This window comes from Pseudoalteromonas sp. GW168-MNA-CIBAN-0100 (genome assembly GCF_040309225.1).
GTDB lineage: Bacteria > Pseudomonadota > Gammaproteobacteria > Enterobacterales > Alteromonadaceae > Pseudoalteromonas > Pseudoalteromonas arctica.
In genome coordinates this window covers 1-26267 of sequence record NZ_JBEOOL010000012.1, presented here as the reverse complement: position 1 = coordinate 26267, position 26267 = coordinate 1, and the positions used below count along the sequence as shown (strand labels likewise).

At 38.0% G+C, this 26267-nt stretch carries 22 protein-coding genes; 9 read left to right on the top strand and 13 right to left on the bottom strand.

Annotated elements, in window-relative coordinates; translation table 11 throughout:
- Positions 1 to 160 precede the first annotated feature (160 nt).
- Together AAEY62_RS09205 and AAEY62_RS09200 are read left to right on the top strand one after the other, a co-directional pair.
- Positions 161 to 2743 carry a TonB-dependent receptor plug domain-containing protein gene (locus AAEY62_RS09205; RefSeq protein WP_010553992.1) on the top strand — a complete coding sequence of 861 codons (2583 nt, stop codon included), beginning with the start codon at positions 161 to 163 and terminating at the stop codon, positions 2741 to 2743.
- Positions 2744 to 2993: 250 nt separating this feature from the next.
- Positions 2994 to 4427, top strand: a complete 1434-nt coding sequence (locus AAEY62_RS09200) for a tetratricopeptide repeat-containing sulfotransferase family protein (RefSeq protein ID WP_024591850.1) — start codon at positions 2994 to 2996, stop codon at positions 4425 to 4427.
- Here the strand turns inward: AAEY62_RS09200 and AAEY62_RS09195 are convergent.
- Positions 4375 to 5328 carry an alpha/beta fold hydrolase gene (locus AAEY62_RS09195; RefSeq protein WP_024591851.1) on the bottom strand — a complete coding sequence of 318 codons (954 nt, stop codon included), beginning with the start codon at positions 5326 to 5328 and terminating at the stop codon, positions 4375 to 4377. The genes AAEY62_RS09200 and AAEY62_RS09195 overlap by 53 nt on opposite strands.
- A 128-nt stretch (positions 5329 to 5456) precedes the next feature.
- Here AAEY62_RS09195 and rlmF point away from each other — a divergent pair, with 128 nt between their 5' ends.
- Both rlmF and ltaE read left to right on the top strand, forming a co-directional pair.
- Positions 5457 to 6389, top strand: a complete 933-nt coding sequence (rlmF, locus tag AAEY62_RS09190; RefSeq protein ID WP_350634842.1) for a 23S rRNA (adenine(1618)-N(6))-methyltransferase RlmF — start codon at positions 5457 to 5459, stop codon at positions 6387 to 6389.
- A gap of 40 nt (positions 6390 to 6429) precedes the next feature.
- A complete protein-coding gene (gene ltaE, locus AAEY62_RS09185) occupies positions 6430 to 7434 on the top strand; it encodes a low-specificity L-threonine aldolase (RefSeq protein WP_101164264.1) in 1005 nt (334 codons plus the stop codon).
- Here the strand turns inward: ltaE and AAEY62_RS09180 are convergent.
- The 8 genes from AAEY62_RS09180 to AAEY62_RS09145 all read right to left on the bottom strand — a co-directional run bounded on the left by AAEY62_RS09180 (position 7408) and on the right by AAEY62_RS09145 (position 17319).
- The gene (locus AAEY62_RS09180) at positions 7408 to 8001 is read right to left on the bottom strand and encodes a thymidine kinase (RefSeq protein ID WP_010553997.1); all 594 of its coding nucleotides are present in this window, start codon (positions 7999 to 8001) and stop codon (positions 7408 to 7410) included. The two genes, ltaE and AAEY62_RS09180, sit on opposite strands and share 27 nt — an antisense overlap.
- A gap of 82 nt (positions 8002 to 8083) precedes the next feature.
- Positions 8084 to 8875, bottom strand: coding sequence for an amino acid ABC transporter substrate-binding protein (locus AAEY62_RS09175; RefSeq protein ID WP_350634841.1), 792 nt, complete (start codon positions 8873 to 8875; stop codon positions 8084 to 8086).
- A gap of 75 nt (positions 8876 to 8950) precedes the next feature.
- On the bottom strand, positions 8951 to 9421 hold the full coding sequence (locus tag AAEY62_RS09170; RefSeq protein ID WP_007582340.1) for a methylated-DNA--[protein]-cysteine S-methyltransferase: 471 nt from the start codon (positions 9419 to 9421) through the stop codon (positions 8951 to 8953).
- Positions 9421 to 10773, bottom strand: coding sequence for a DNA-3-methyladenine glycosylase 2 family protein (locus tag AAEY62_RS09165; RefSeq protein WP_350634840.1), 1353 nt, complete (start codon positions 10771 to 10773; stop codon positions 9421 to 9423). Before AAEY62_RS09165 ends, AAEY62_RS09170 begins: the two co-directional genes overlap by 1 nt.
- Before the next feature lie 74 nt (positions 10774 to 10847).
- Complete coding sequence (locus AAEY62_RS09160) at positions 10848 to 11459, bottom strand: superoxide dismutase (RefSeq protein WP_350602840.1); 612 nt, start codon at positions 11457 to 11459, stop codon at positions 10848 to 10850.
- A gap of 15 nt (positions 11460 to 11474) precedes the next feature.
- Positions 11475 to 11981 (bottom strand): DUF2753 family protein, encoded by a 507-nt coding sequence (locus AAEY62_RS09155; protein WP_350634839.1) that lies wholly within the window; start codon positions 11979 to 11981, stop codon positions 11475 to 11477.
- 79 nt (positions 11982 to 12060) lie between these two features.
- On the bottom strand, positions 12061 to 12543 hold the full coding sequence (locus AAEY62_RS09150; protein WP_101164258.1) for a GNAT family N-acetyltransferase: 483 nt from the start codon (positions 12541 to 12543) through the stop codon (positions 12061 to 12063).
- A gap of 12 nt (positions 12544 to 12555) precedes the next feature.
- The gene (locus AAEY62_RS09145) at positions 12556 to 17319 is read right to left on the bottom strand and encodes a PAS domain-containing protein (RefSeq protein WP_350634838.1); all 4764 of its coding nucleotides are present in this window, start codon (positions 17317 to 17319) and stop codon (positions 12556 to 12558) included.
- Positions 17320 to 17570: 251 nt separating this feature from the next.
- Here AAEY62_RS09145 and AAEY62_RS09140 point away from each other — a divergent pair, with 251 nt between their 5' ends.
- From AAEY62_RS09140 to bfr (AAEY62_RS09120), 5 genes are all read left to right on the top strand, one after another.
- Positions 17571 to 18431: a cation diffusion facilitator family transporter gene (locus tag AAEY62_RS09140; RefSeq protein ID WP_350634837.1), complete on the top strand. Its 861-nt coding sequence runs from the start codon at positions 17571 to 17573 to the stop codon at positions 18429 to 18431.
- Between the two features lie 95 nt (positions 18432 to 18526).
- Complete coding sequence (locus AAEY62_RS09135) at positions 18527 to 19597, top strand: PepSY-associated TM helix domain-containing protein (RefSeq protein ID WP_350634836.1); 1071 nt, start codon at positions 18527 to 18529, stop codon at positions 19595 to 19597.
- 72 nt (positions 19598 to 19669) lie between these two features.
- On the top strand, positions 19670 to 21805 hold the full coding sequence (locus tag AAEY62_RS09130; protein ID WP_350634835.1) for a TonB-dependent receptor: 2136 nt from the start codon (positions 19670 to 19672) through the stop codon (positions 21803 to 21805).
- Positions 21806 to 22336: 531 nt separating this feature from the next.
- Positions 22337 to 22807, top strand: coding sequence for a bacterioferritin (gene bfr, locus AAEY62_RS09125; RefSeq protein WP_002958985.1), 471 nt, complete (start codon positions 22337 to 22339; stop codon positions 22805 to 22807).
- Positions 22808 to 22819: 12 nt separating this feature from the next.
- The gene (bfr, locus tag AAEY62_RS09120; RefSeq protein ID WP_101164256.1) at positions 22820 to 23284 is read left to right on the top strand and encodes a bacterioferritin; all 465 of its coding nucleotides are present in this window, start codon (positions 22820 to 22822) and stop codon (positions 23282 to 23284) included.
- Between the two features lie 66 nt (positions 23285 to 23350).
- On the opposite strand, the gene AAEY62_RS09115 is transcribed toward bfr (AAEY62_RS09120), so the two are convergent.
- The 4 genes from AAEY62_RS09115 to AAEY62_RS09100 form a co-directional block, all read right to left on the bottom strand.
- A complete protein-coding gene (locus tag AAEY62_RS09115; RefSeq protein ID WP_002960627.1) occupies positions 23351 to 23545 on the bottom strand; it encodes a (2Fe-2S)-binding protein in 195 nt (64 codons plus the stop codon).
- A gap of 457 nt (positions 23546 to 24002) precedes the next feature.
- Positions 24003 to 24584, bottom strand: a complete 582-nt coding sequence (locus tag AAEY62_RS09110; protein ID WP_024591864.1) for a helix-turn-helix transcriptional regulator — start codon at positions 24582 to 24584, stop codon at positions 24003 to 24005.
- Positions 24585 to 25008: 424 nt separating this feature from the next.
- Positions 25009 to 26100 carry an IS91 family transposase gene (locus AAEY62_RS09105; RefSeq protein WP_350634834.1) on the bottom strand — a complete coding sequence of 364 codons (1092 nt, stop codon included), beginning with the start codon at positions 26098 to 26100 and terminating at the stop codon, positions 25009 to 25011.
- On the bottom strand, positions 26097 to 26267 hold a 171-nt coding region (locus AAEY62_RS09100), incomplete at its 5' end, for a tyrosine-type recombinase/integrase (RefSeq protein WP_350634867.1). The genes AAEY62_RS09105 and AAEY62_RS09100, both read right to left, overlap by 4 nt.

Sequence of the window (26267 nt, the reverse complement as noted above, 5' to 3'; positions counted from 1 at the left end):
TTACCTATAGTCTGTAGATAGGACTTCACAAAAAGTAAGCTTAATTGATTAGGCTTTTGAGCTAAACCCTCAAACTTATGTGAAACAAAAATTAAGTAAAAAATAAATGATGTGAAATTAGCATCAAAAATAAGAATTATTCTAACTGGGGAAAATTAGAATGAAATTAAAAAATAATGCGCTAAACCAAGCAATCAAATTTGCTTTAGCTACAACCACTGCAGGGTTGTTTTTTTCGGGTTCTGCTATTGCAGCAGACGAGCAACAGCAAACTAAAGTAAATAAAAACGTAGAGAAAATTGCCGTAGTAGGTACGCGCTCAGCTCCACGTTCAATCGGTGACTCACCAGTTCCAATCGATATTATTGGCGGCGAAGAATTAGAAAGATCAGGTAATACCGACATGCTTGAGCTTTTAAAAGGTGCCGTGCCATCTTTTAACGTACATCAAAATCCTATTAGTGATGCGGCCTCTCTTGTTCGCCCAGCTAACTTACGTGGTTTACCATCAGACAGCACATTGGTTCTTTTAAACGGCAAACGTCGTCATCGTGCTTCTGTAATTGCATTTTTAGGCGGTGGTATTAACGATGGCGCGCAAGGCGCAGATATTTCAGTTATTCCAAGCATTGCTATTAAACAAGTAGAAGTACTTCGTGATGGCGCAGCTGCACAATATGGTTCTGATGCAATCGCCGGTGTAATGAACTTCCAACTAAAAGACGCTTCTGAAGGTGGTAAATTAGAAATCCGCCATGGTCAATTTTATGAAGGTGATGGCGATACAACACAAGTGTCGGGTAACGTGGGTTTACCGTTTACCGACAATGGCTTTGCTAATTTAAGCTTTCAATATAAAACAGCTGATGCAACAAGCCGCTCAGTTCAACGTGCCGATGCCGCAGCACTTTCAGCTGCCGGTGTTCCTGATGTATCTTCTCTTGCACAAGTATGGGGCGCACCAGAAGTAAACGACGATATTACAATTTTTGGTAACGTAGGTTTAGAGCTAACAAACGATTCTGAATTTTACATGTTTGGTAATTACTCTGAACGTGATGTACGTGGTGGCTTTTACTACCGTAACCCGCAAACACGTTCTGGCGTTTACTCAAATGATGGTGGCGAAACACTACTTGTTGCAGATTTAACACCTGATATGAGCGCTAACTGTCCTACTATTGCAATAACAGATGGCAACGTATTAGATGATCCTGCTTATATAAATGGTGTAGCGAACAACCCAGATTGTTTTGCCTTTAACGAAACGCTTCCAGGTGGCTTTACACCTAACTTTGGCGGCAACATTACTGATACTTCTTTAACTATTGGTACTAAAGGGCGATTCACTGGTGGTTTCTTAAAAGATACTTACTATGACTTAAGCGGTACTGTGGGTTTAAATGAATCACGTTACTTCATCTATGACACGGTTAATGCTTCTTTAGGTGCAGATACACCACGTGACTTCAGTCCGGGTAAATATGAACAGCTAGAGAAAAACTTTAACTTTGATTTATCAAAGGGTGTCGACTTTGGTTTAGCTTATGATGTAAACATTGCCGGTGGTTTTGAATGGCATGAAGAAACATTCACTATCATTTCTGGTGATGAAGAATCTTACACAGCAGGCCCTTTAACAGCACAAGGTTTTGGTATTGGCTCTAACGGCTTCCCTGGTTTTAAACCATCACAAGCAGGTGAGTTTTCTCGTCGTAACTATGCAGCGTATGTTGATGTTGAAGCACCATTTACTGAAGATTTCTTAATGGGCGTAGCGCTTCGCTTTGAAGACTACGACAGCTTTGGTACTACAACTAACTACAAAGTAATGGCTCAATACCATTTAACTGAAGATTTAAATATTCGTGGTTCTGTAAGTAGCGGTTTCCGTGCACCTACAGTTGGTCAAGCTAACGTAAGTAACGTACAAACAAGCTTAGACAGCGGTGTATTACAAGATTCAGCGCTTCTTCCACCAACAAACCCTATTGCAGTGCAATTAGGTGGTACAGAGCTTGAGCCGGAAGAATCACAAAGCTATACACTTGGTGCTGTATACACAATCGGCGAGTTATTTTTAACGCTTGATTACTACAACATACAAGTAGATGACCGTATTAGCCAATCAGATAAAATCAACTTAAGCCAAGCAGATAAAGATACACTTACAGCAGCTGGAGTTCCTAATGTACAAGGTCTTGCTCAGGTAAGCTTTTTTACAAATGACTTTGATACAACAACTCAAGGTATCGATTTAGTTGCAAACTATACTGCTGAACTAATGGGCGGTAGCTCTACATTTAGCCTTGCTTATAACTGGAATGATACTGAAGTAACTCAATTTAGTGAAATTACAGGTGCGTTTAAAGTTAAACGCTTAGAAGAAGATTTACCTAACCATCGTGCAACGTTCACATTGTCTCAACAATGGGAATCAGTTTCTGCATTTGCTCGTGCAAACTACTACGGCGAATACCAAGGTGTTCACGTTGATTATGATGCAACAGCTAAAACAGCAGATGCTGCAGTCACTATTGATGCTGAAGTAACTTACTTCTTAAATGAATCAGTTAGCTTCTCTGTAGGCGCTCAAAACTTATTCGACCAAGATGCTGAAAAACTTGATTTTGCAGATGCAACGGGTATCCCTAATAACAACTGGGGTGGTCAGTTCTACGAAACATCTCCGTTTGGTATTAACGGTGGCTTTTACTACGCTAAAGCAACATATACTTTTTAAACTATTTTCATGAAGAACCAAAGGCGAAATGTTAAAGACATTTCGCCTTTTTAATTTTATAGTTAATAAAAATAATAATGAACAATACCAATTGCATTGAATAAGTGTTCTATTATAGCGCTCAGAAAATAGCGTAATAACAAGGCGAAAACTATGATATGTAGTTGCTCTATATGAATAATTTTTAACGCAGTGAGTTCGCTATTTAATGCGATAGAATGATTATTTTTTTAATAAAATTGGTATAACTATGTTACTTAATAAAGCCAACCAACTACTGCAACAAAATAAACTCAAAGAAGCTGAGTTTCATTTTAAAACGCTATTAAATAGTAACCCTGAAAATGGTGAAGCTTTATTTGGCTTAGGCAGAATTGCCTTACGACTAGAACGTTATGACGCTGGCGTATACCTACTCCAAAAAGCCTGTGAGCGCTTGCCTCATATGCTTGAACCATTACACGCCCTTGCTGATGCATTTAACGGTGTTAATTCGCCAAACGATGCGTTAACGGTGCTCGAATACGCTAAGAAATTAGCAAGTCATAACCCAGAGCCTCATTACTACTTAGCACAGCACTATTTAACACATGGCGAGTTAGATAAAGCCCATACAACCTTTGCTCATGCACTCAGTATTGGGGTATACCCTGTAACAGCTTATATTTTATTTGAACTTGTGCAGTTAGGCCGCTTTGATAAAGAGCATAATTATGTAAGTAATTTGCATCACTTATTAACTCAAACGAGCAATTTACGCTTAAAAATGGTGTGTTACTACGCATTAGCAAACAGTTACGATGCACTTGAAGATACCGAGCAAGCATTTAATTATTTTATATTGGCGAATAAATTACAAAGAAAATTAAGTGAATTTAACACTAAAGATTTAATCCCTTTTTACGATGAAATAATAAAATACAACACCGAGGAATTTATTGCCTCCGCCGATAAAAAATTTACCCGTAATATTACACCTGTATTTATTATTGGTATGCCTCGTAGTGGCTCTACCCTCCTGGAGCAAATATTGGCAAGCCATAGTCAGTTTTCGAGCCTAGGAGAAAGTACGAGTATTAGTAATAACGCGGTTGCTTTTATCGAACAAAAAACGGGAGTTGCTTACCCGCAATGTTTAGCGCATTTAACACCTGACTTAATCAAAAAAGCCCGCGAGCTTTATATCACAACATTAAAAACAGCATCGCCCATCAGACCTTTTATAATAAATAAACTGCCGAGTAATTATCAGTCGCTCGGACTAATATATATCCTATTTCCAAATGCCAAATTTATAAATTTAAGTCGTAATTTTAATGCTACTGCGTTTTCTATTTTCACTAATTACTTTGCCGAAAACGAGCCTTATTTTTGCTCACTACCTGAGTTTAAGCTTTACCATAGTGTGTATGAAAAACTGATGAGCCATTGGCACTCCTTTAAAGGTATGCCAATTTATGATGTCAGTTACGAAGATTTAGTGAGCAACCCAAAAGAGCAGCTAACGCAGTTACTTGGCTTTTTAAACTGTCATTTTGAAGAGCGCTGCTTAGCGTTTTATAAACAAAAAACACCGGTAACCACGTTGAGTAAACATGCTATTCGCCAACCTATTAATAACGCCGCAATCGCTAAGTGGGAGCGTTACAAAACACCTCTTTTAAAGTTACTTGATGAGAATTAATCGGACGTGCTTTAAACCAATTAAGTAAATCTTTAAATTGATCATCACGCGCACTTGGGTTGGTAAGCATATTAATATGATCGTAATCAAAATTATGCCCGTGTTTACGACCGTAAATTCGCATTTGTTGAATGCCAGGCCCTGATTCGTCCATAAACTTTTGAATATCGATTGGTTGCGCTAATGCTTTATCTTTTACCGCAGCAATATGAAGCGTTGGCGGTAAATGCAGGTTGTTTAGCGCTTTTGCATAATCAAAATTATCATCAGAATCTATCCATGGCTTCTTTTTAGCCCATTGCATACTTTGATAATGCGACTTTTGAGTTTCGTTATCGCTTCCCCACTTATAACCTTTAGCATTTAAATAGCCGTGTTTTTTAGCAAGTAAAGGTGCCATAAAATACCAAATTAAATTGGCTTGTAATAATTTTTGAGGATGATTATTAAATAAAGAACGCTTAGAGCCAAAATACACACACGCTTTTACATCATTAATATATTCTGGAAAACGTGCAAACGCGCTGTTCATCAATACCCCGCCCCAAGAGTGAGCGACCCAGTAGTCAGGCTTCTTGCCTTCAATCAACTCTATTTGCTTAATAAAGGCTGGAATATCTTCTAAAATGGCCTCGGTTTGCCCGTACTTAGCGTCACTTGAAATAATCGGCTTACTATCACCTCGGCCACGTAAATCAGCCACATAGCATCGGTACCCATGCTCAGCCAAAAAAGGGGCAAGCCCTTTATTAGAATGGGTGTAAAAAATTTTACCGTTTTCTACAGCTCCATGCATAAAAAATACGACAGGCCCTTGCTGATTATCATCGCTGATTCGACGTAAATGAAGTGTTTGGTGAGCGTCTAAATTGATAATTATTGATTGCTGAGAAATCGCCACAGTTATTCCTTTTTATTATTTTCAACTCATCCTACCAGTAATATTAAATATACCAAAGGAAATGTCTGCACTTTACTCATCAGCATTTGTTACAATCACCACATCATATCTGTTGTTAAAATGAAGCCATGAAAGAAAATAATACACGTTCAAAATTACACCCTCGTAACCTACATAAAAATGGGTACGACTTCGATTTATTAACAACAGAGCACCCTGCTCTACTGCCTTTTGTTATAACCACACCTGCAGGTACTAAAAGTATTGATTTTAGTGATAACAAAGCCGTTAAAACACTCAATCAAGCCCTTTTGAAAGCACATTATAATATTGATTTTTGGGATATTCCCGAGCACAACTTATGTCCACCTATACCTGGGCGTGTTGACTACATTCATTACTTAGCCGACTTATTAAGTGATGATAACCAACAACAAATACCTTTAGGTAAGCAAATTAAAGTACTTGATATTGGCACTGGTGCTAATTTAGTTTACCCGCTTACTGGTACAAGTGAATATAAGTGGCATTTTACAGGGACTGATATTGATGCAGCTTCGGTAAAAATAGCAAAGCAAATTGCTCAGTTTAATGGTTTAAAAATAACCCTAAAACAACAAAAAAACGCATCACATATTTTTAAAGGCGTTGTAAATCAAAAAGATTTATACCACTTAACGCTCTGCAACCCTCCGTTTCATGCAAGCGAAGAAGAGGCAAGTAAAGGCAGTGAACGTAAGTGGAAAAACCTAGGAAAAACACCCAGTAGCACACTTAACTTTGGTGGCCATAATAATGAATTATGGTGTGAAGGCGGTGAAGTACAGTTTATCTCTAACATGATTAAAGAGAGCGAAGACTTTGCAGAGCAAGTACTGTGGTTTACGTCGTTAGTCTCTAAAAAAGATAATATTGCAGCCCTTGAAGAAGTATTAAAAACCCACCCAATAGCACAATATAAAATAGTTGATATGGCACAAGGTCAAAAAATCAGCCGCTTTATTGCATGGACTTACTTTGATAAAGAAACTCGTGAGCAAATTTGTAGCGAGCTTGATTAATACCAATTTTATTAAAAACAATAAAAAGGATAAGGCAATCATGATAGATTTTCGCTCTGATACAGTTACAAAACCAACAAACACAATGCGCGATATTATGTACAGCGCACCGGTTGGTGACGATGTATACGGTGATGATGAAAGCGTTAACCAACTAGAAGCCTATGCGTGTAAGCGTTTTAACTTTAAAGCCGCACTTTATTGTAGCTCAGGTACACAAGCCAACTTACTTGCAATAATGGCGCATTGTGAACGAGGTGACGAATACATTTGTGGCCAAAATGCTCACAACTATAAGTTTGAGGGCGGCGGAGCAGCTGTTTTAGGGTCTGTGCAACCACAGCCTATTGAAAACGATGCTGATGGCAGTATACCTTTTAGTAAAATAGCTGCAGCAATAAAACCAGACGATTGTCATTTTGCAAAAACGCGATTACTTAGCTTAGAAAATACCATAGGCGGAAAAGTACTCCCGCTTGAGTACTTAGCCCAAGCTCGTGACTTTGTTAACACGCATAATTTAGCGCTGCACTTAGACGGCGCACGTGCTTTTAATGCCGCTGTTGAGCTAAATATTGATATCACTGAAATCACAAAGCACTTTGACTCAATTTCTATTTGTTTATCTAAAGGTTTGGGGGCGCCCGTAGGCTCTTTATTATTAGGCTCAACAGCACTTATTAATAAAGCAAGACGATGGAGAAAAGTACTTGGTGGCGGTATGCGCCAAGCCGGAATGCTTGCAGCTGCCGGGCAGTTTGCACTTGAGCACAATGTAGAGCGCTTAAAAGACGATCATGCAAATGCACGTTATTTGGCTCAACAATTAAGTGAAATCAGTGGCTTTACTGTAGATATGAGTAACACCACTAATATGGTTTACGCAACATACACTAGCAGTATAAACATTGAAGAGATTGCTGAGGCACTTAAACAACAAGGTATACTATTTAGCCCAAGCAAGCAGCTTAGGCTAGTAACGCATTTAGATATTACGCGCGAAGATATTGATACATTTTTAAATGCTTTGTCGGCCCATATTTAACGCGGCTTTATAATGTTTGCGGCATACCGAAACGTATCGGTCATTGCCGCCAATTTCTACTTGGTTACCATCGGCTATTGCTTCACCATTTTCATCGGTACGCAGTACATGGTTAGCTTTACGTCCACAGTGGCATACAGTTTTAAGCTCAACTAACTTATCAGCCCACGCAAGCAAATATTGCGACCCTATAAATAGCTCGCCTCTAAAGTCGTTACGCAAGCCATAACACAATACCGGTATACCTAATTCATCAACCACATCTGTTAATTGCATTACTTGTTCTTTTGATAAAAATTGGCACTCGTCAACTAACACACAATGGCGTTTTTTTTCATTATTGAGTGATTGAATAAGATCAAAAACATCTTTGCTAGCATCAAATACATGCGCATCTGCTTGCAAGCCAATACGAGACGATACTTTACCCACGCCTTGTCTATCATCAATGGCAGCAGTCAGGATCACAGGTTCCATGCCACGTTCTTTATAATTAAATGCAGATTGTAATAACGTGGTTGATTTACCTGCATTCATTGCAGAGTAGTAAAAGTATAATTGAGCCATTGTGGTGCCATTTTATAAAAAGTGCGCTTATGCTACCTTAATATTAAATTAATACCAATTTACAAACGCGAATTTACCGAGGTTATTTAAGTGTTTGTAAATATTTAATATAGATAGGTGCACTTTCAAACTTTGATAACCATTGCCACATTTCCAAGCTTAGATCGTTATTTTCTTCGTAGAATTTTTTTGAAAAAACAAGGTAACCATGGCTGGTTTCGTAAGGGGGATAAATAGGTTTAACATTATTACCCTCATACGGATAACTCGACACTTTTAAGCCATCAACTTGGCATAGATCAAGGCTCGCCTGCACCACGCCCTTATCTAGCAACTCAAAAGCTTTGCTTTTAGAAAACGTATTATGAATAAAAAATGGTTCTTCTTTCAACGCGCTATTTAGTCCATAGCCATTAGGAATAGCTATAGTAAATGCTTTATTTTGAAATACTTCGCGAGTCTCCCATTCTTTATGAAATTTATAACGCCCTATAAGGCAGCTACTAAATTCACTTACTGCATAGTCATCTTGTAACTTACCTTGCTGATCAACAGGGTAAACAGCAACGTTTTCTCGTCCTTTGCGGTAACTGGCAATAACAGCATTAACTCGATTAAATTCTAAATCGCTTAAGCATCTACGCCATGGTTTTCTAACAAACTTAATCTCAACACCATCAATCGCTTTATCTAATAAACTTAAAACCTCAACTGAGGCATCAGGTTGATCAATAGGTATAGCCTTATCAACACCTAAAAATAGTGGTGCTGCGTTTTTATCTTCATAACAAAAAAGTAATTCTTTGGCCGTAACGCCATCGCAAAAAACAATACACTTCAAAACAAAAATATAAAGTAACGTTCTAATTTTCATAGTGATTTTTATTTATAAACTAAATCTACAGTGTAGTATGTAGAAGTAAACATACAAAATATTCGTTAAATTAATTTACATTAATCCTTCGTGTTTCAGCAACCAAAGTTTCCTATCAAGCCCACCAGCATAGCCCGTTAACTTTGCATTTGCGCCAATAATTCGGTGGCAAGGCACTATAATACTAATCGGATTTTTACCATTCGCAGCGCCTACTGCCCTCACTGCTTTTGGGTTATTGAGTTGGTTTGCAATATAGCCGTATGTTTGCGACTGTCCAAAAGGTACCGTTAATAGTGCTTGCCATACGCTTTGTTGAAATACTGTACCGTTTGTATCAAGTGGTACATCAAAAGTAGTGCGTTTTTTTGCAAAGTACTCATTTAACTGCGCAGCGCAAATAAGCACCGCCTTGTTAGCGACTTGCTCAAATGGCGTATGAGGGTGCTCAACTGGAGGATAAAACCCAACGTAACTCACTCCTTTATCTGTCGCTTGAATAATTATGTCGTCTATAGGGCTCGAAATTGATGTTTGAATGATCATTATAATTGCTGCCAAAGTTGAAAAGTTAAGTAAGAGCGAAAAGGAGCGCTGTTAGCAGGTACGAAAGGGTTTGCCGCCGCTTGAGCTTTTTTAACACCTAAGTCGCCATCAAGTAATATATCGGGCTGGCTTTGCCCTCGCAACTTTGCATAATTTACCGTCCAAGGACCAATTCCCTTTAAATTAAGCCATTCGTCTAAATCGTCATTTTCAGGATTTAGTGCACAAAACTGGGCTAAGTTGTGTAGCGCATTTTTGCGTGCTTGTGGCATTTTAAAAAATGCAAAATCACTATTAGCAACAATTTTAGCCGTAGGAAAATAAACGGCATCGCCCTCTTTTTCGCCTAATTCGTCAACTAACTTTGTTACTAAATTATGCGCCGCAGTAACACTCACTTGTTGTCCGAGTACCGCCCTTATACCGGCTTCAAAACTTGACCAAATCCCTGGAAGTCTGAGCCCTTCACACACTGTAAACGCATTGTTTATATTGGCGCTTAAATGCGTTTGAATTAAATTAATATCGGCATCTAAATCAAGCACACGGCGTATATTATTTATAACAGGTTGTAAGTACACCGTATTATCTATATCGATAGACACACTAAAGTGATTTTTACTCGCTATAAATTCAGCGGTAAAGCTTCCTTTATATTCCTCACTTGCAAAAGTACGTCCGTAGCTCGTCTGCGTTATCCACTCCATTGGTTTTATCAAGCGCCTTTGTAAAAAGCTCTGCAAAGCAGGCCAATTATAAGGCGGCCTAAATGGCAGGGTTAAAGTGAGTGTTGACGTTGGTTTTTTATCGCCACTGCGCAGCTTCGAGGGAGCTATATTTAACTGCTGTAAAAATGCATCATTAAAGCGCCTAATGCTTTTAAAGCCTGCGGAAAACGCTATTTCGGTAAAGGGTAAATGTGTTTCTTGAATCAGCTTTTTAGCAAAGTGACATTGGTTAAATAATCGATATTGCGTAATCGACACGCCAAAATACTGCTTAAACAACTGTCTTAAATAACGACTACTTACACCTAAGCGAGCTGCTAATTTTTCGCAGTCGTGCTCGTCATTTTGATCTATTAACTGTTTTGCTCTAAGTGCAGTCGTTTTTGTACCCTGCCATGCTGCGCTGCCAGGGGCACTATCGGGCCTGCAACGAATACAGGGTCTAAAACCATCTTGCGCCGCGTTATGAGCAAACTGATAATAAGCAACGTTTTTTTCGTGAGCCGTTGGCGCAGGGCAAATAGGTCTGCAATAAATACCGGTACTTTTTACCGCTACGTAAAAAAGCCCGTCAAAACGAGGATCGCGACTCTGACGTGCTTTTTGCCAATGTGAAGTGTCCATAAACGGCTCTATTAATTAATCTAATAAAGCCTAGCTTATACAAAATAAACTGTATTACTAGCCATATTCGGCACTCAACCAATAGCCAATAAATAACGCCTTTGTACTTCTTGCCAATTAATTACATTATAAAATGCAGCAATATAGTCAGGACGTTTATTTTGATACTTCAAATAATAGGCATGCTCCCATACATCAAGTCCCAAAATAGGGATATTTCCCTGCATTAAAGGGCAATCTTGATTAGCACTATTTTCTACAATCAACTTTTCATCCGGCGTTACACATAACCACGCCCAACCACTACCAAATTGGCTAATTGCCGCGGCTGTAAATTGGTCTTTAAATTTATCAAAACTGCCTAGTTGCTCATTTATAACCTGAGCCACAATACCTTCAGGTTCACCTCCTCCTTGCGGGCTCATTACTTGCCAAAATAAGCTGTGATTAAAATGCCCTCCTACATGCTCTTGTACTGCTTTTTGCAAATTACTTGGTAGCTCATTTATTCCCTTAAGTAACTCTTCAGCATTTGCGGTTGCATATACAGTATCTGCTAAAGCAGCATTGGCTTTATTGATATACGTTTGATGATGCAATGTGTGGTGAATATGCATCGTTTTGCTGTCTAAATGAGGCTCAAGCGCATCATATTCATAATCAAGTGCTGGCAATGTAAACGCCATAAATTACTCCTTATGTTAATGTAGCAGGCTGTTTGTTGAGTCTTTAGAGCATAAGCAAAAATTCACTTGCTCTATTAGCTCAGGTAAAAAATGATAGCGTCTTGTAAATGACACAAGTTCAAAGGAAGTTTTAATGTAATGATGCTTACTCACTTTTTGTATATCGTAATGAGTATGCTTAATTAGTGAAGAGAGTGTTAAGTGTACTTCGCATAGCCATTTGCATGCATTTTCAGGCTGTTGCATAGCTATATAGGTATCAGCTAAATTATGTGACGCAACAACAAGTGCGGGTATACAGTGCTCAATAGCATGAATGACAGTGTTATTAATCTGAGCATATAAAAACTGCTGAAGAAGATGATCTGCAAGTGTTTTAGCTAATAAGTATTTATCGCGAGCTTCGAGAAGTGCACCTTGTTCAAATGCATAATTACCTTGCATTATATTCGACTGCCAAGGGCTTAATGCTTGATCAAGATAAAGTAAATCTGATTGGGATTGTTTTTGGCTTGAGATCATATAATCATCTGCACGTTTATTTATGAGTGTGTATTTAACTTACACACCCATAAAACTAAATGCAAATGATTTTCATTAACTATCTAGCGAAGTCTAATAATTCCTGCCCTGTTAAGCGATATATAATCCATTCGTTTTGAGGCGTTGCACCAATGCTATTGTAAAAATCGATAGCGGGTTTATTCCAATCAAGCACTACCCATTCAAAACGACCACAGTCATTACTAATGGCCTTATTAGCTAAGTGTTTCATAATGGCTTTACCTGCACCATTGCCACGGCTATCTGGGCTTACGTATAAATCTTCAAGGTATAGGCCATTTTTACCTAACCAGGTAGAGTAATTATAAAAATATACCGCAAAACCAATTGGCTCATCACCTTCTAAACAAATTATGCTGTGCGCAGTTGCACCTTCACTAAACAGAGTATCTAAAATTGCCTGCTCGTCTGTTTTTACTGCATCAGGTTCTTTTTCATATATGGCAAGTTCGGTAATAAAGTGCAAAATTGTTTTTGCGTCACTTGGTTTTGCATCACGTATTATAACGGGTTGGCTCATTGTATTTTTACCTTAAATATACTGCTCTAATTTATCTTTTAAAATATCTAATTGAATAGGTTTACTCAAGTAGTCATCCATTCCAGCTGTTATACAACGCTCTTTATCTGAGTTCATTGCATTTGCGGTGATAGCGATTATTTTAATGTTTTTATGCTGTATGCCCGCCAAGCCTTTACGAATAGCAGCGGTTGCAGCAAAACCATCCATAACAGGCATTTGGCAATCCATGAGTACAAGCTTAAAATATCCTGAATCATGCGCTTCTAATATATCAATCGCTAATTGGCCATTCCCAGCAATAGTAACGTCACAATTAAGCTTTTTGAGCATTAATTTAGCCACCTGTTGGTTAATTGGATTATCTTCTACCAGTAGTATTTGGGAAGACTTCTGCATCTTTTCTTTTTTAAGTGACGAAATATAGCCTGACGTAACAAGTGGGAGCGTCTCGCCTGCATCATTACTCGTTATAACTGACAGTGCAGAAATTAAATCGGCAGTGGTTACTGGTTTAGGAAAATATGCCTGAAAGCCAGCATCAGAATAACGCTGCGCGCCTTCCATACCTGCAATACTAGTCATCATTACAAGTGGCATTGATTTATAATGTTCATGTGCTTTTAGTGCTTTACACAGCTCTATGCCATCCATTCCTGGCATTTGCATATCAAGCACTGCAATATCATACATGCAATTTTTATCTTTATAGTGCTGCGCGCACATATCAAGTGCTTCATGTGCATCACATGCGAGTGCAACCTTAGCGCCCCAATGTTCAAGCTGTTGTGAAATTACAATTCGATTTGTCTCGTTATCGTCAACAACTAAAACTGTTAGCTCTTCCATATTAATATTAGGAATATAACGCTCTTTTTGATCTCCCGGAGTTAACATTATAGTGGCGGTAAAGGTACTCCCTTTACCTGCTTCACTTGTAAGAGAAATTGCTCCTCCCATTAACTCACAAAGCTGCTTACAAATAGCCAGCCCTAAGCCACTGCCCCCGTATTCACGCGTTGTTGATGCATCTACCTGAGAAAAAGGGGTAAATAACTGCTGTTGCTTTTCTTCACTTATTCCTATGCCTGAATCTTTTATACTTGCAACAAACTCTAAACCTTGAGCCACTTTATTAATTTTGGCGCTTACCACAACCTCGCCCTTACTCGTAAACTTAACGGCGTTACTCAGCAAATTAGTAAGTACTTGTCGAATGCGCCCAGGATCTCCGCATAACTGCGAAGGCTCTAACGCTACCAAATCTAAAATTATTTCTATACCTTTTTCTTGAGCAGTCAATGCTTGTGCGGCAGCAACTTCGCCAATTAAATCACGTCCATTAAAGTTAATCTCTTCAAGTTCAATTTTACCCGCTTCGGCTTTAGAGAAATCTAAAATATCGTTAATTACACCCAATAAAGAATGCGCACTTGTTTTGGCTATACCTACTTTTGTTTCTATTGGTTTAGGGAGTGACTCTAATTGAACAAGTTCTAGCATACCGAGTACACCATTCATTGGCGTTCTTATTTCATGGCTCATGGTTGCTAAAAATTGGCTCTTGGCAATAGCCGCATCCTCTGCTTTTACAAGCGCTACTTTAAGCTCCTCACTGATTACTTTTCGTTGCTGAGAAATTAAAGTACTTCCCACTAAAGTAGCCAATGATCGAAGATACGTTTCTTCACTTTGCGTCCAATTGTGATGTTCGCATACCGTTTCAGCGCACAAAATACCTAAATTACCATCACCAGTTGCTATTACTGCATCAAGCATCGATTTAATATTTAATGGCTTTGTATACGCTTCTATAAAATCAACAGTTGCTGGATGGGTATAAACATCATCAATGGCTACTAAGTTTTGCTTATAAATGGCGTTATAATATGCAGGATAGTCTTTAGCAGTTAAAACAGCATCTGTATCTACAAACCCTTGTCCATCTATGTATAAACTATGACATGTCATTACATCTCGTTGATCGTTAAAAATCCATACCGACGCACGTGCAACATTTAGCACTTCGCACATAGATTTAACGGCTAGCTTTTTAACTTGCTCTACATCACTATTTTGCACTTCAGGTGCGACTGTAAGCGCGGCTAAATTTTTGTTATAGCGGTTTGCTTTTTCGCTTTCGAGTTCAAGGCGCTTATGTGCATCAATACTTTGAAATGAGCCAAAAACACGTACGCATTTACCATCTTTAAGCTCTGCTTGGCCCATTGATTTAACCCAACGCTCTTGCCCCGAATAGGTCAAAATAATAAGCTCTACACTCCAGCTTTCACCTAAAGTCACAGCGCATTCAAATAAGGTACTTATAGTGTCTCGGTGTATTCCTGGTTTATAAAAATCAATAGCAGTATCTATCCTCGGCTCAAATCCCTCTGGTACTTCGTGGATAACCTTAACTTCATCAGACCAATAAAGAGTATGCGCATCTAGGTCCATCTCCCATGCACCAATCTGTCCTTGCTTACTCATTGATTCAAGCAGGCTTTGCTGACGGCTTATTTTTAATTGTGTATTGTAACGTTCTGTAATATCTAAAATAAATCCATCTAAATACAATATATTGCCATCATCTGCGTAAATCGCTTGGCCTTTTTCGTTTACCCAATGCAAAGAGCCATCGCGGGCTTTAATTCTATACTCAACAGACCATGACTGCTTAGCATTAACACAGCGAACAATTTCATCTTTTATTTTTTGAGAATCGTCTTCACATATTAAATCAAAGAAGCAAAGGTCTTCATTGTGTATCAACTCATCGGGTGAATAACCGGTTATTTCACTCGCTTGCTCGCTCATGTAAAGCATGCTTAATTTGTCATCAAACTTACATCGATAAATTATGCCAGGGATATTTGATACCAAAGATGCAAATCTGTCTCGGCTTCCTTGTAGCTCAAGCTCTGTAGATTTTCGATCTGATATATCTAAATGCGTACCGATCATGCGTTTTGGAGAACCATCGGTATTCCACTCAACTATTTTTGCAGTATCGAGAACCCAGATCCAATGCCCATTTTTATGTTTCATGCGGGCTTCACTAACATAATAGTCAGTCTCGCCGGAAAAATACGCTTGAAGTTTTTTCTCCGACATAGCTAAATCATCAGGGTGAGCATAGGTATACCAAGTATCTATAGTACAAGGTTCAATATCACTGAGCTTGTAACCTATAATCTCGGCCCAGCGGTTATTAAATGTCACCTTTTTAGTATCAATGTACCAATCCCAAATACCCACTGCTGTTGAGTCAATCACTAGTTGTAGCTGTGTTTTGTGCTGTTCAAGCTCTAGCTCTTGTAACTTAAGCGCTGTAATGTCGGTACGAATAGCAATATAGTTTTGTGGTATACCGTTTTCATCTAGAAATGGTGCAATGGTGGTATCTACCCAATAAAAACCACCATTTTTAGCTTTATTACAGATTTGCCCGTTCCATACATCACCGCGTTTAAGCGTTTTGTACATATTTTTAAAAAATTCTTTTTCGTGTTTCCCTGAATTTAATAAGCGATGGTTTTCGCCTATTAATTCATGTTCGTCGAAGCCACTGATCTCACAAAACTTCTTATTTACAAAAGTAATAGTGCCATGTAAGTCAGTTACCGCAACAATGGCATGTTCATCTAATGCACTTTTTTGTTCTGCTAATTGTTTTAATGCAATTTGAAGTGCCGAACGTTGTTTTTGTAATATACTTTGTTGCTCTTCTTTTACAGCTACTAACTTACGTAAGCCCAATGAAAGCTGATTAAATTCAATGCTATCGTTTATTATTGGAACTTTAACTAAATCGCCTTTTGTAATATTTTCGACAATTTTAGCTAAGTTAATTAAAGGCTGAGACAGCCGGCGACCAAACCACCACGACAACGTTAATATCAGCAGTAAGGCACCTGAATTAGTTAATACAGCGAGCTGCTTATAATAATTAGCACCTTGTAGTGCGACTTCTTTTGGTTTTGATACAAGTAGCTGCCAGCCAGACTCATTTAAAAACTCTAATGAATTAATATACCCATATAAAGTGACTTCATTTTTATCAATATAAGAAAAAACACGTTGTATTGGTGAGCTATTTTGAGAGAAAAATGATGGTTGGGTATCGTCTGAAGTATTACTTTTTTGAATTTTATTATTGTGCATAACATAAAATGTTATGTCTTTATTAGCAGCGTGTATTTTACTTAGATTATTTAATAAGCCATTTAAATTTATATCTGCAAGCAATATTGTTTGTAACTTATTTTCATCATTTAATATCGGTAAGCCAATAATATGATATTCACGCCCTGAGGCAGTCATTGACTGGAATTGGATTTTACCTGTATTTATAATCCCAGAACGTATGTTATTAAAGCGCGGCTCTTTAATAACATTTAAAAAAAGTGATGAAGGTCGTGAGTTAACAAGGTTTACATCAATAAGCTCTACATGATTAACAAAGTCATACTGCTCAATAAATTGATTAATTAATTTTTGCTTTTTATTGGGGCTGATATCAAATTGTGATCTAAGCAAATATAAATCTTTAACATGGTCTGTAAACCAAATATCAGCAAATTGCTTACCTATATTATTAAGCTCGTTAAGTTCAGTGTCTGCATTTTGTTTAAGCGTGCTATTTACATGTTCAAGACTAAACCACGTAAGTATACAAAGTGGCCCTAAGGCTATAATTATAAAGGTTATAATTAACTTACTTCGAACAGACTGTCCTTTACCTGTTAATTCACCAAAGTTTAAACCTTTGTCCATGCTTAATATCCAGCAACTTATAATCATTTAATATTACTTACATTAATGCACTAAATATATAAAGACGCAAGTTTTGAGCGGTAAACTCCTTAAAAACTGGGTATTTAGCGTTACAATCTTAAATTCACATTTTTTAAAAAATACGCCTTTATTACTAACTTATAATTACACTTGCTTACGCTACAACTTCTGTAGCTGTTTTAAACTCCTCGTGATATAAGCAGTATTTAATCAATGCGTTTGAGGGCATTATGGCGCACGATCACTCACATAGTCATGTAGACGAAAACCAAAGCAATAAACAGCTCACCGCCGCTGTGGTTATTAATGTATTGCTAACCGTAGCCCAAGTTATTGGCGGGATATTTTCGGGCAGCTTGTCACTTATAGCCGATGCCCTTCATAATTTAAGTGATGCAGCCGCAATACTTATTGCGCTAATTGCACGCAAGATTGGCAATAAACCTGCCGATGACACCCATCACTTTGGTTATAAACGCGCAGAAATACTCGCCACTCTTTTTAATAGCAGTACATTAATAATGATTGGCGTATATTTAATTTTTGAGTCTATTTCGAGCTATTTTAACCCTCAGCCAATTAATGGTTGGATTGTAGTTTGGGTAGCGGCAATAGCGCTAGTAGTCGATTTAGTAACAGCGTTTTTAACGTACAGAGCTGGCGCAAATCACAGTATGAATATAAGAGCTGCATTTATTCATAATGTATCTGATGCAATGGCGTCTATTTTTGTGATTGTAGCAGGTACTTTAATTATTTTATATCAGTGGTATGTAGTTGATTTAATAGCGACAATTTTAATTTCTGTTTATGTTATTTATCACGGTATATTATTACTTAAAGATAGTTGTAAAATTTTAATGCAAGCCGCTCCCTCACATCTTGATAATGCAGCTGTAACTAAAGCACTAATTAAAAAATTCCAGATACAACACGTCGCTAGTATTAAAGCGTGGCAACTCGACGATAAAACCACCCACTGTGAATTAGTTATTAACACGCAAAACCAAATAGATTTAGAAGCTATTAAGCATTATTTACACGACCATTTTAATATTGAAAACTGCATAATCGAAAATCAAAAAATATAATTTTGGTCATATATTTAACAACTGAATTATTTAATTGAAAACAGCTCGTATTATCATTTACAATATTGCCATTAACTCATAATGAGATACCGTTTTTGAAACTTTGGTTACGTAGAATTCATTTAGGCCTTGCCCTTATTAGCGGACTATTTTTATTAATAGTGAGCTTAACCGGTGCTGTTATGATTTATGCAAAAGATATACAGCACTTAATAGAGCCTGCAAAATGGCAAGTAACACCACAAGAAAATTTAATGCCTTACGATGAACTTATACAAAATGTACGAGCTCAAACTAAGCAAAAAATCACTTTTTTTATGCCCGAACAAGCGCCAAACGCCGCATGGCAATTTAGGTTAGCCAATAAACATTACGCCAGTGTTAATCCCTACTCTGGGAGTGTACTAAACGTCTATGAATCAACAGATACTATTTATGGGTTTGCGATGGGATTGCATCGCTGGCTGTTGTTTGAAAACAGTAAGGGTGAAAAAACCTTTCGAAATTGGATGTCGGTATGTGCATTGCTACTTTTAATAAATGTATTACTCGGCTTTTATTTATGGGTAAAGCCCAAAAACAGAGTTAAACGTTTAGCTATAAAACCAAAAGCCAAATTTAGAGTGCTCATGTATCAATTACATACAGTGCTTGGTGTTTACTTTTTTATACCCCTTATGCTTATTGCCTTTACTGGTATGGCATTTAACTGGAAAACACAAACTCAATCTGTATTAGAATTTGTAACGTTTAATAAAGTAGAACAAAGACCTGAAGCGCCAAAAATAATAGCCCCTTCTCAAACTGCGTTAAACTACAATGAAGCAATTAAAAATGCAGAGAACGTATTTCCAGATGGTAAAGTATATAGAATTTACTTACCTAAAAAAGATGACGAAGCAATTGCACTGAGAATGCAAAACCCTGGCGAAAGCCACGCTTACAGCTGGGTTTGGACTAACCCATTTACTGGTAAAGTATTAAACTCATTTGACGCCAGTAAAACCAACTTCACAACACAAGCATGGAACTTTAAGTATAAGTTTCACATTGGTGATTTTGCAGGTCCTATTGTGCAGTTTTTATGGTTATTAATAGCCCTTTCACTCGCATTTTTTATTGTAAGCGGTGTATATTTTTGGTTAAAACGCCATAAATGGAAATAAATCTCATTAACACTTGCGTCATTAGTTGATAATAATTACCATTACGTAAATTGTTATCAACTAAGACACCCCATGTTAAAAACTTCGCTTTGCCTTATTGCTGTTGCAATAAGTACTAACACGTTAGCAAATGAAAATAATAAAAATGAATACACTTCTGATCAGTTAGAGCATGTCATTGTATCTGGCAGCCGAATATCAGAAAGCATTGACGAAGTACCAGCCTCAATTACCGTTATAAATCAGCAACAAATACAACAGCATTTAAAAGTAAGCTCAGAATTGGGGAGCTTACTCGCGCAAATGGTTCCTGGCCTTGCCCCAGATACTGGTAGTTCAAGTAATTCAGGACAAACACTACGCGGTCGTGCGCCATTAATAATGATTGATGGTGTACCGCAATCAACCCCTCTTCGTAATGGTTCTTTAGGCGTAAAAACGTTAGACGCCAGCGCAATAGCGCGCATTGAAGTCATAAAAGGCGCAACGTCTATTTATGGTAATGGTGCCTCAGGTGGCATTATTAACTACATAACAAAACAGGCTCGCAGTGATGGTAAACCTGAAGGTGAAATAAGTATTTCAAGCCGCTTTAGCGCTGTTAAATTAGCAGAAAGTGGCGGCGGTAGAATAGCGGCTGCAGTAAACGGAAAGCTCGATAAACTAAGCTACCTGTTAACGGCAAGCTATGAAGAAAACGGCGTACAACGCGATGCAGAGGGCGATATTTTAGGCTTGCAATATGGTTTATCAGACTCTGAAACTCAAAACTATTTTACCAAACTAACTTATGATTTTGACGACGAAAAGCAACTGCAGTTTAGCTATAACTTTTACAGCTCACAGCAAAAAACTGATTTAGGCGATGTTACTGGCGATGGCAATATAGGGGAAAAAACATACGCTATACACGTCCCCTTAGAGCTTCAAAAACAAGGTAAACCGCAAGGCCCAGAAGGCAACGAAAATATAACCCTAAAATATGTTGATTACGCGTTGTTTGAAAACACACAAATGACCCTCGATCTGTATAAACAAAATATAGAAAACGTATTCTTTTTCTCAACCGCTTTAGCCAATCTTGATGAAGGTTATAGCGGTGGTCAATCGGTTATTAAATCAGACAAGCAAGGTGCCAGAGCTACATTTAATAGTCAGTTTGATTTTGAAAACGTAACAGCCACCCTAATCTACGGTATTGATGCCTTAAACGATAAAACATCGCAACCTTTAGTAGATGGCCGTGTGTGGGTGCCAGAAATGGACATGGAAAGTGTGGCAGGCTTTTTACAAACAAAATGGGTAATAAACGACGACATTATTGTAAAAGCGGGTGTAAGAAACGAAAGCATTGATTTGAGCGTAAGTGACTACCAAACGCTAAAACTTTGCAAAACCGCATCGCAATGTTCAGTACCATTAAATGTGCGTGGCGACACCATTAATTACGATGCAACAACCTATAATGCCGGTATTAAATATAACTTAACCGATGTCTTTAGCCCGTTTTTTAGTTACTCACAGGGCTCTGATATTTCTGATATTGGTCGCTTACTTCGCGCTGCAACCGTTGACGACATTGCACTTATTCAAACACAAGCCTCAATAATCGACAATTACGAAGTTGGTTTTACCTCACAGTTTGAAAACGTACGTTTTGAATTTGCTCTTTACAGAAGTACCTCAGAGCTTGGTACAAGTAATGAGTATAATGAAGTAACAGGAGTTTACGAACCTGTGCGTGCGCCACAAGAAATATGGGGTTACGAAGGGTTAGTTAATTACACTATTACCCAAGACCTTAAGTTAAGCGCCACATACAGTTACGTAGAAGGTAAAAACACCGAAGCTGATGACTATCTAGGCGCAAGTCAAATTAGCCCACCTAAAGCAACAGCGAATGTAACGTGGCAAACAAATGACGAACTATCTCTTGCAATGAGCTTTTTATATGTAGGCGACAGAAAGCGTTTTGATAAAAATGCGCAAGGCCAATACTCTGGCGATCAGGGCCCTGTTAGTAGCTACAACACATTTAACTTAAGTGGCCAATACAATGTTAACGCCAAGTGGAGTGGGTATTTTGGAATAGAAAACCTATTCAATAGTGATTACTACCCTGCCCGCGCACAGGCATACACCTACGGTGGATATAACATTAAAGGATTAGGCACAACCGCAACGCTGGGTGCTAAATATCAATTTTAACAAATAAACGCACGTAATAGGCATGCCCTGCATGCCTATATGCTCAACAAATCCCACATAAATAAACATCTCAATTTTTATTTAGGGCGTGTTGATCTTTGTGGATTGAGATTTGTTCAATCTAGGGGCGATTAAATTGCGGCGCGAGGTTTGTAACCTAGCGGGCTAAGTAAAAACCGAGCAACAAAAAGTTAATCGTCCCTAGAAAGAACCCTTTGGGCAGCGCATGTTTGGTCTTTATGCTGCGTTATCGCCTATTTATGGGGAATAACCACACTACATAGGCACTGCCTTGCCTAAAAACCAAACACACTGCTGTAAATTCAACCACCAAAGTTCAATACGCCCTAGCAATCATGATCTTGTATTAGATGCTAATGCAAATAAAAAACTGTCCATAAACCAAGCAGTAACGCAAACTTAAATAAGAATCAAAACCAATAGTAACGCAATGATTTTTATAGAGAAAACTTGCAATATAGGCTATTTGTACTACACTGCATACAATTGAAATAGTTAAGGCGATTTATCATGAAAGGTAATCAAAAAGTAATCGATGCGTTTAATACATTGTTAGCTAACGAATTAGCAGCAATCGATCAGTATTTTATACACTCGCGCATGTATGACGACTGGGGTTTAAACAAACTATACGAACGCCTTAACCACGAAATGGAAGAAGAAAAAGATCACGCAGACTGGCTTATTAAGCGCATCTTGTTTTTAGAAGGTGTACCAAATATGACTAAACGCCGTGATTTACTTATCGGTAACGACGTAAAAAGCATGATGCAAAACGATTTAACACTAGAGCTTGAAGTAGTTGCGTGTGTTAAAGACGTTATCGCAATATGTGAAGAACAACAAGATTATCAGTCTCGTAGCATTTTAGAAAAACTGTTATTTGATACCGAAGAAGACCATGTTTACTGGTTAGAGCAACAACTTGGCTTAATTGATAAGATTGGTTCTGAAAATTATCATCAAGCACAAATGGCTTAGTAGGAGCATATTATGAAAGGCGATAAAGACGTTATTGCAGCGCTTAATAAAGTGCTCGCTAATGAGCTTGTTGGTATTAACCAATACTTTTTACATGCACGCATGTTTAAAGATTTTGGCTTCACTCAACTAGACAAAGCAGATTACAAAGTATCTATTCAAAAAATGAAAAACGCCGATCGTTTAATCGAACGTATTTTGTTTTTAGAAGGTTTACCAAATCTTCAAGACCTAGGCCGATTACGTATTGGTGAAAACAGCGAAGAAATGATTGCAGCTAACATGAGTTTTGAACTTGATACTATTGGTGAGTTACAAAACGCAGTTAAACTGGCTGAAAGCAAAAAAGATTATATTACCCGTGAAGCCCTTGACCACATTTTAAATGAGCAAGAAGAGCAAATTGATTGGTTAGAAACCCAACAATTACTTATTAAAAATACGGGCATTAAAAACTACTTGCAGTCTCAACTGTAAATAGTAACAAGCATAAAAAAAGCAGCTAAAAAGCTGCTTTTTTTATATCTAAGTTTTTATATGTAATTAAGCAACTTGATCCGTTACATCAGCAATCTGAATAAGTCTGCGATTAAGGATCTTTTTAGTACAACCACAACACTTACCGCATTGGCTGCCTACTTTAAGCTCTTTAGTTAATTCACGCATGGTCGTTGCACCATCGTCAATTGTTTGCTCAATTTTTTTATCAGTCACACCGTGACATAGACAAATATACATGAATACAAACCACTCTCAATTTCATTTAGTGCGTACATACTAATCTAAACGAAAATGGTTATCAATTGTTATTTAGCTAATATGTATTATTTAAAATTTTTTTTGGCCAGTGCCACTTAAATTGAGAATTCGCGGCAGCTTGAGAATAGTTTGAATTTTAAGCAAGGTGTGGCACTCAGATTGAGATTTATTAATTAAAGTTCACCTTAAATCTAAGTAAGGTTAGGTTTAGGCAAATATTTGAATGGTTGAAAATTAATTACATTAAGGCTTTAAAAACCTTAATGTATAAATACGGAATTTATGGGTAGGTGATTTCCGGTTTGTGCCAGTGTAGGTCGGATAAGCGAAGCGCCATCCGACACAGTAAGATACCTTGCCAATTATTATCAACATTTTATGTTGTCGAGTGGCTGGAGATGGATGGTCGCAACCTTAGACACTTATTAGCAGTATATTAGTCAGTGTTAGTAAATTTTGCATAATTAGTAGTGATTTTCGTTCCTTTTTCAGTTCTTGTTATTATTGCTTTTTCAATAAAAACAACTGAGTTACCCAAATAGATCTTTACACTACCACTGGCTATTTCCGGTGTAGCTGTTTCCCACTTTGAATCAACTAACACTTCATAAGTAAGAGTTTTTGGCAAGAAAATCTCTACATTGTTACTGTAAACTCGATAATCATTATTTTTAGATGTTGTAACTTTATCTGAGTTTATCTTAATATCTGATGCCATTGTAGATGGCACTAGAAATAAAACACTACTGAAAATGGCTGCAATCATTGAAGATAACACTGCTATTTTGGATTTAGAGTGATTTTTCTTTAATGGGATTTCAGGCTGGAATAACTTAGTAACATCTAGCTCAAAACAGGAAGCTAATGCTTTAACAGTTTCCAATGAACCTGAACCATTATTTTCTACTCTTTGAATGGTTCTTAAACTTACAGCACTAACATCAGCTAAATGTTGCTGACTCCAAGCTCTGACTTTACGTTCTTCTATAATTTTTTTAGCGTTTAGTTTCATTTCCATTTGTATTTCTCACATGAATATATTGAAGCTATATCCTGTTCAAAAACTCCTTTTTTGTATACGACACATTTGCGTCACCTTAACGACAGGTCAATGCCATACTGCTAACACTTTAGTATTTATGCGACACGCAGTTTGTGTTGCATAATCGCTTGTTGGACTGAGGCGCTACCTGCTCGGTGTGTCAGAGTTGGTGTTGTTTATGCTATGGGAATTTGCTTTTTAGAGGCTCTAGCTAAATCAGCTAATTTAATAAGCTTACCTATTATAATTTAAGCTTTCCCTGCATTGCTCAGCGTTTATTATCTATTCATTAAACCGAATGTTTAACCGTTAAGCAAGGATATTTTTCGCTCGCACAGTCGCTATTAGCCTGAGCAATTAAGCAGGTTAACTTATTGATTTGATGCAGCAAGCAAGGCTGCTAACTCGTTCGCGCTATTTTATTTGTCGCCTCATCTAAATTCATCACACCAATAAATCGTAAGGTACCCGTCTTGCATGACTGGCAAGACCAATGGGGTATTAATCGTTCTTGCTCTACCTTCGGCTTCACCGCTTTGCATGGGGTTGCTAATACTTGAGCCTTTATTAACCCTAACTTTCGCTTGCGACACGCATTAGCTAAAAAGCCATAGTGACGAATGCGCATAAACCCTTTGGGCAATACATGTTGTAAGTAGCGCCGTAAAAATTCATCACAACTCAGAGTCATGACTTTATCGCGGTTGTTATCTGCATAATCGCGGTATTTAAAGCTCACTGTTTCTTCAGTCGCTGACACTAATCGCGATTCTGACATCACGCCTTTTCGGGTATAACGAGCAAGGTAACTAACTAGCTTTTCACTGTACGTTAAACAGGCTTTGCTATACACGCACCATTTGGTTGGTGTGCTTACCTTCGCGAATGAACTATCGCATTCATTGAGCGCCGCGAGCATTTTCCCTCTAAACACTGTTGATAATGCTTTAACGGGGTATAAATAGCCTTTTTCTATTTCATGCCAGTGCGCTTTATCAAGCGCGCCTGCGGGTATCAAGCAATGCAGGTGAATATGCTGACTTAAGTTCTGCCCCCACGTATGCAGTACGCTTGTCATGCCTAACTGGCCATGCCTCTTTCGTTTCGCAAATTTACACAGCGTTTGCCATGCGGCTTTAAATAAACAGTGATACAACGCGTTTGGGTTGTAGTGCGCAATGATATTTAACTCATGCGGGAGCGTAAAAACAAGGTGGAAATAGCGACACGATAATAAATCCTCTTGTTGTCTTTGCACCCATTTAGCCGTAGCCATCCCTTGGCAACGTGGGCAATGACGGTCTCGACAACTACACCCAATTTGTTGTACTTCACTACAGTTATCACATTGCCATGCTTGATAACCGAGCTGCCCCGTTCTGCATGATTGAAGATGTTGGCAGACTCGTAACTGTTGATAACTCATTATGTGGTGCTGCCGATAATTCCCAAGGCCAGAATTTAAAATATCAGCGAGGTGCAAGCCGCTCATTGGTTTCCCCAACTTGCGAGTAAATCAATGCCACCATGCCCTAATTCAGGTAACCAGTGTAAGTAACTTTGCGTGGTTCTAATGTCACTATGACCAAGCTGATGTTGAAGTTGATGAAGCGGCATCCCTAACTCAAGTTGATGTGTTGCATAAGCATGGCGTAATAC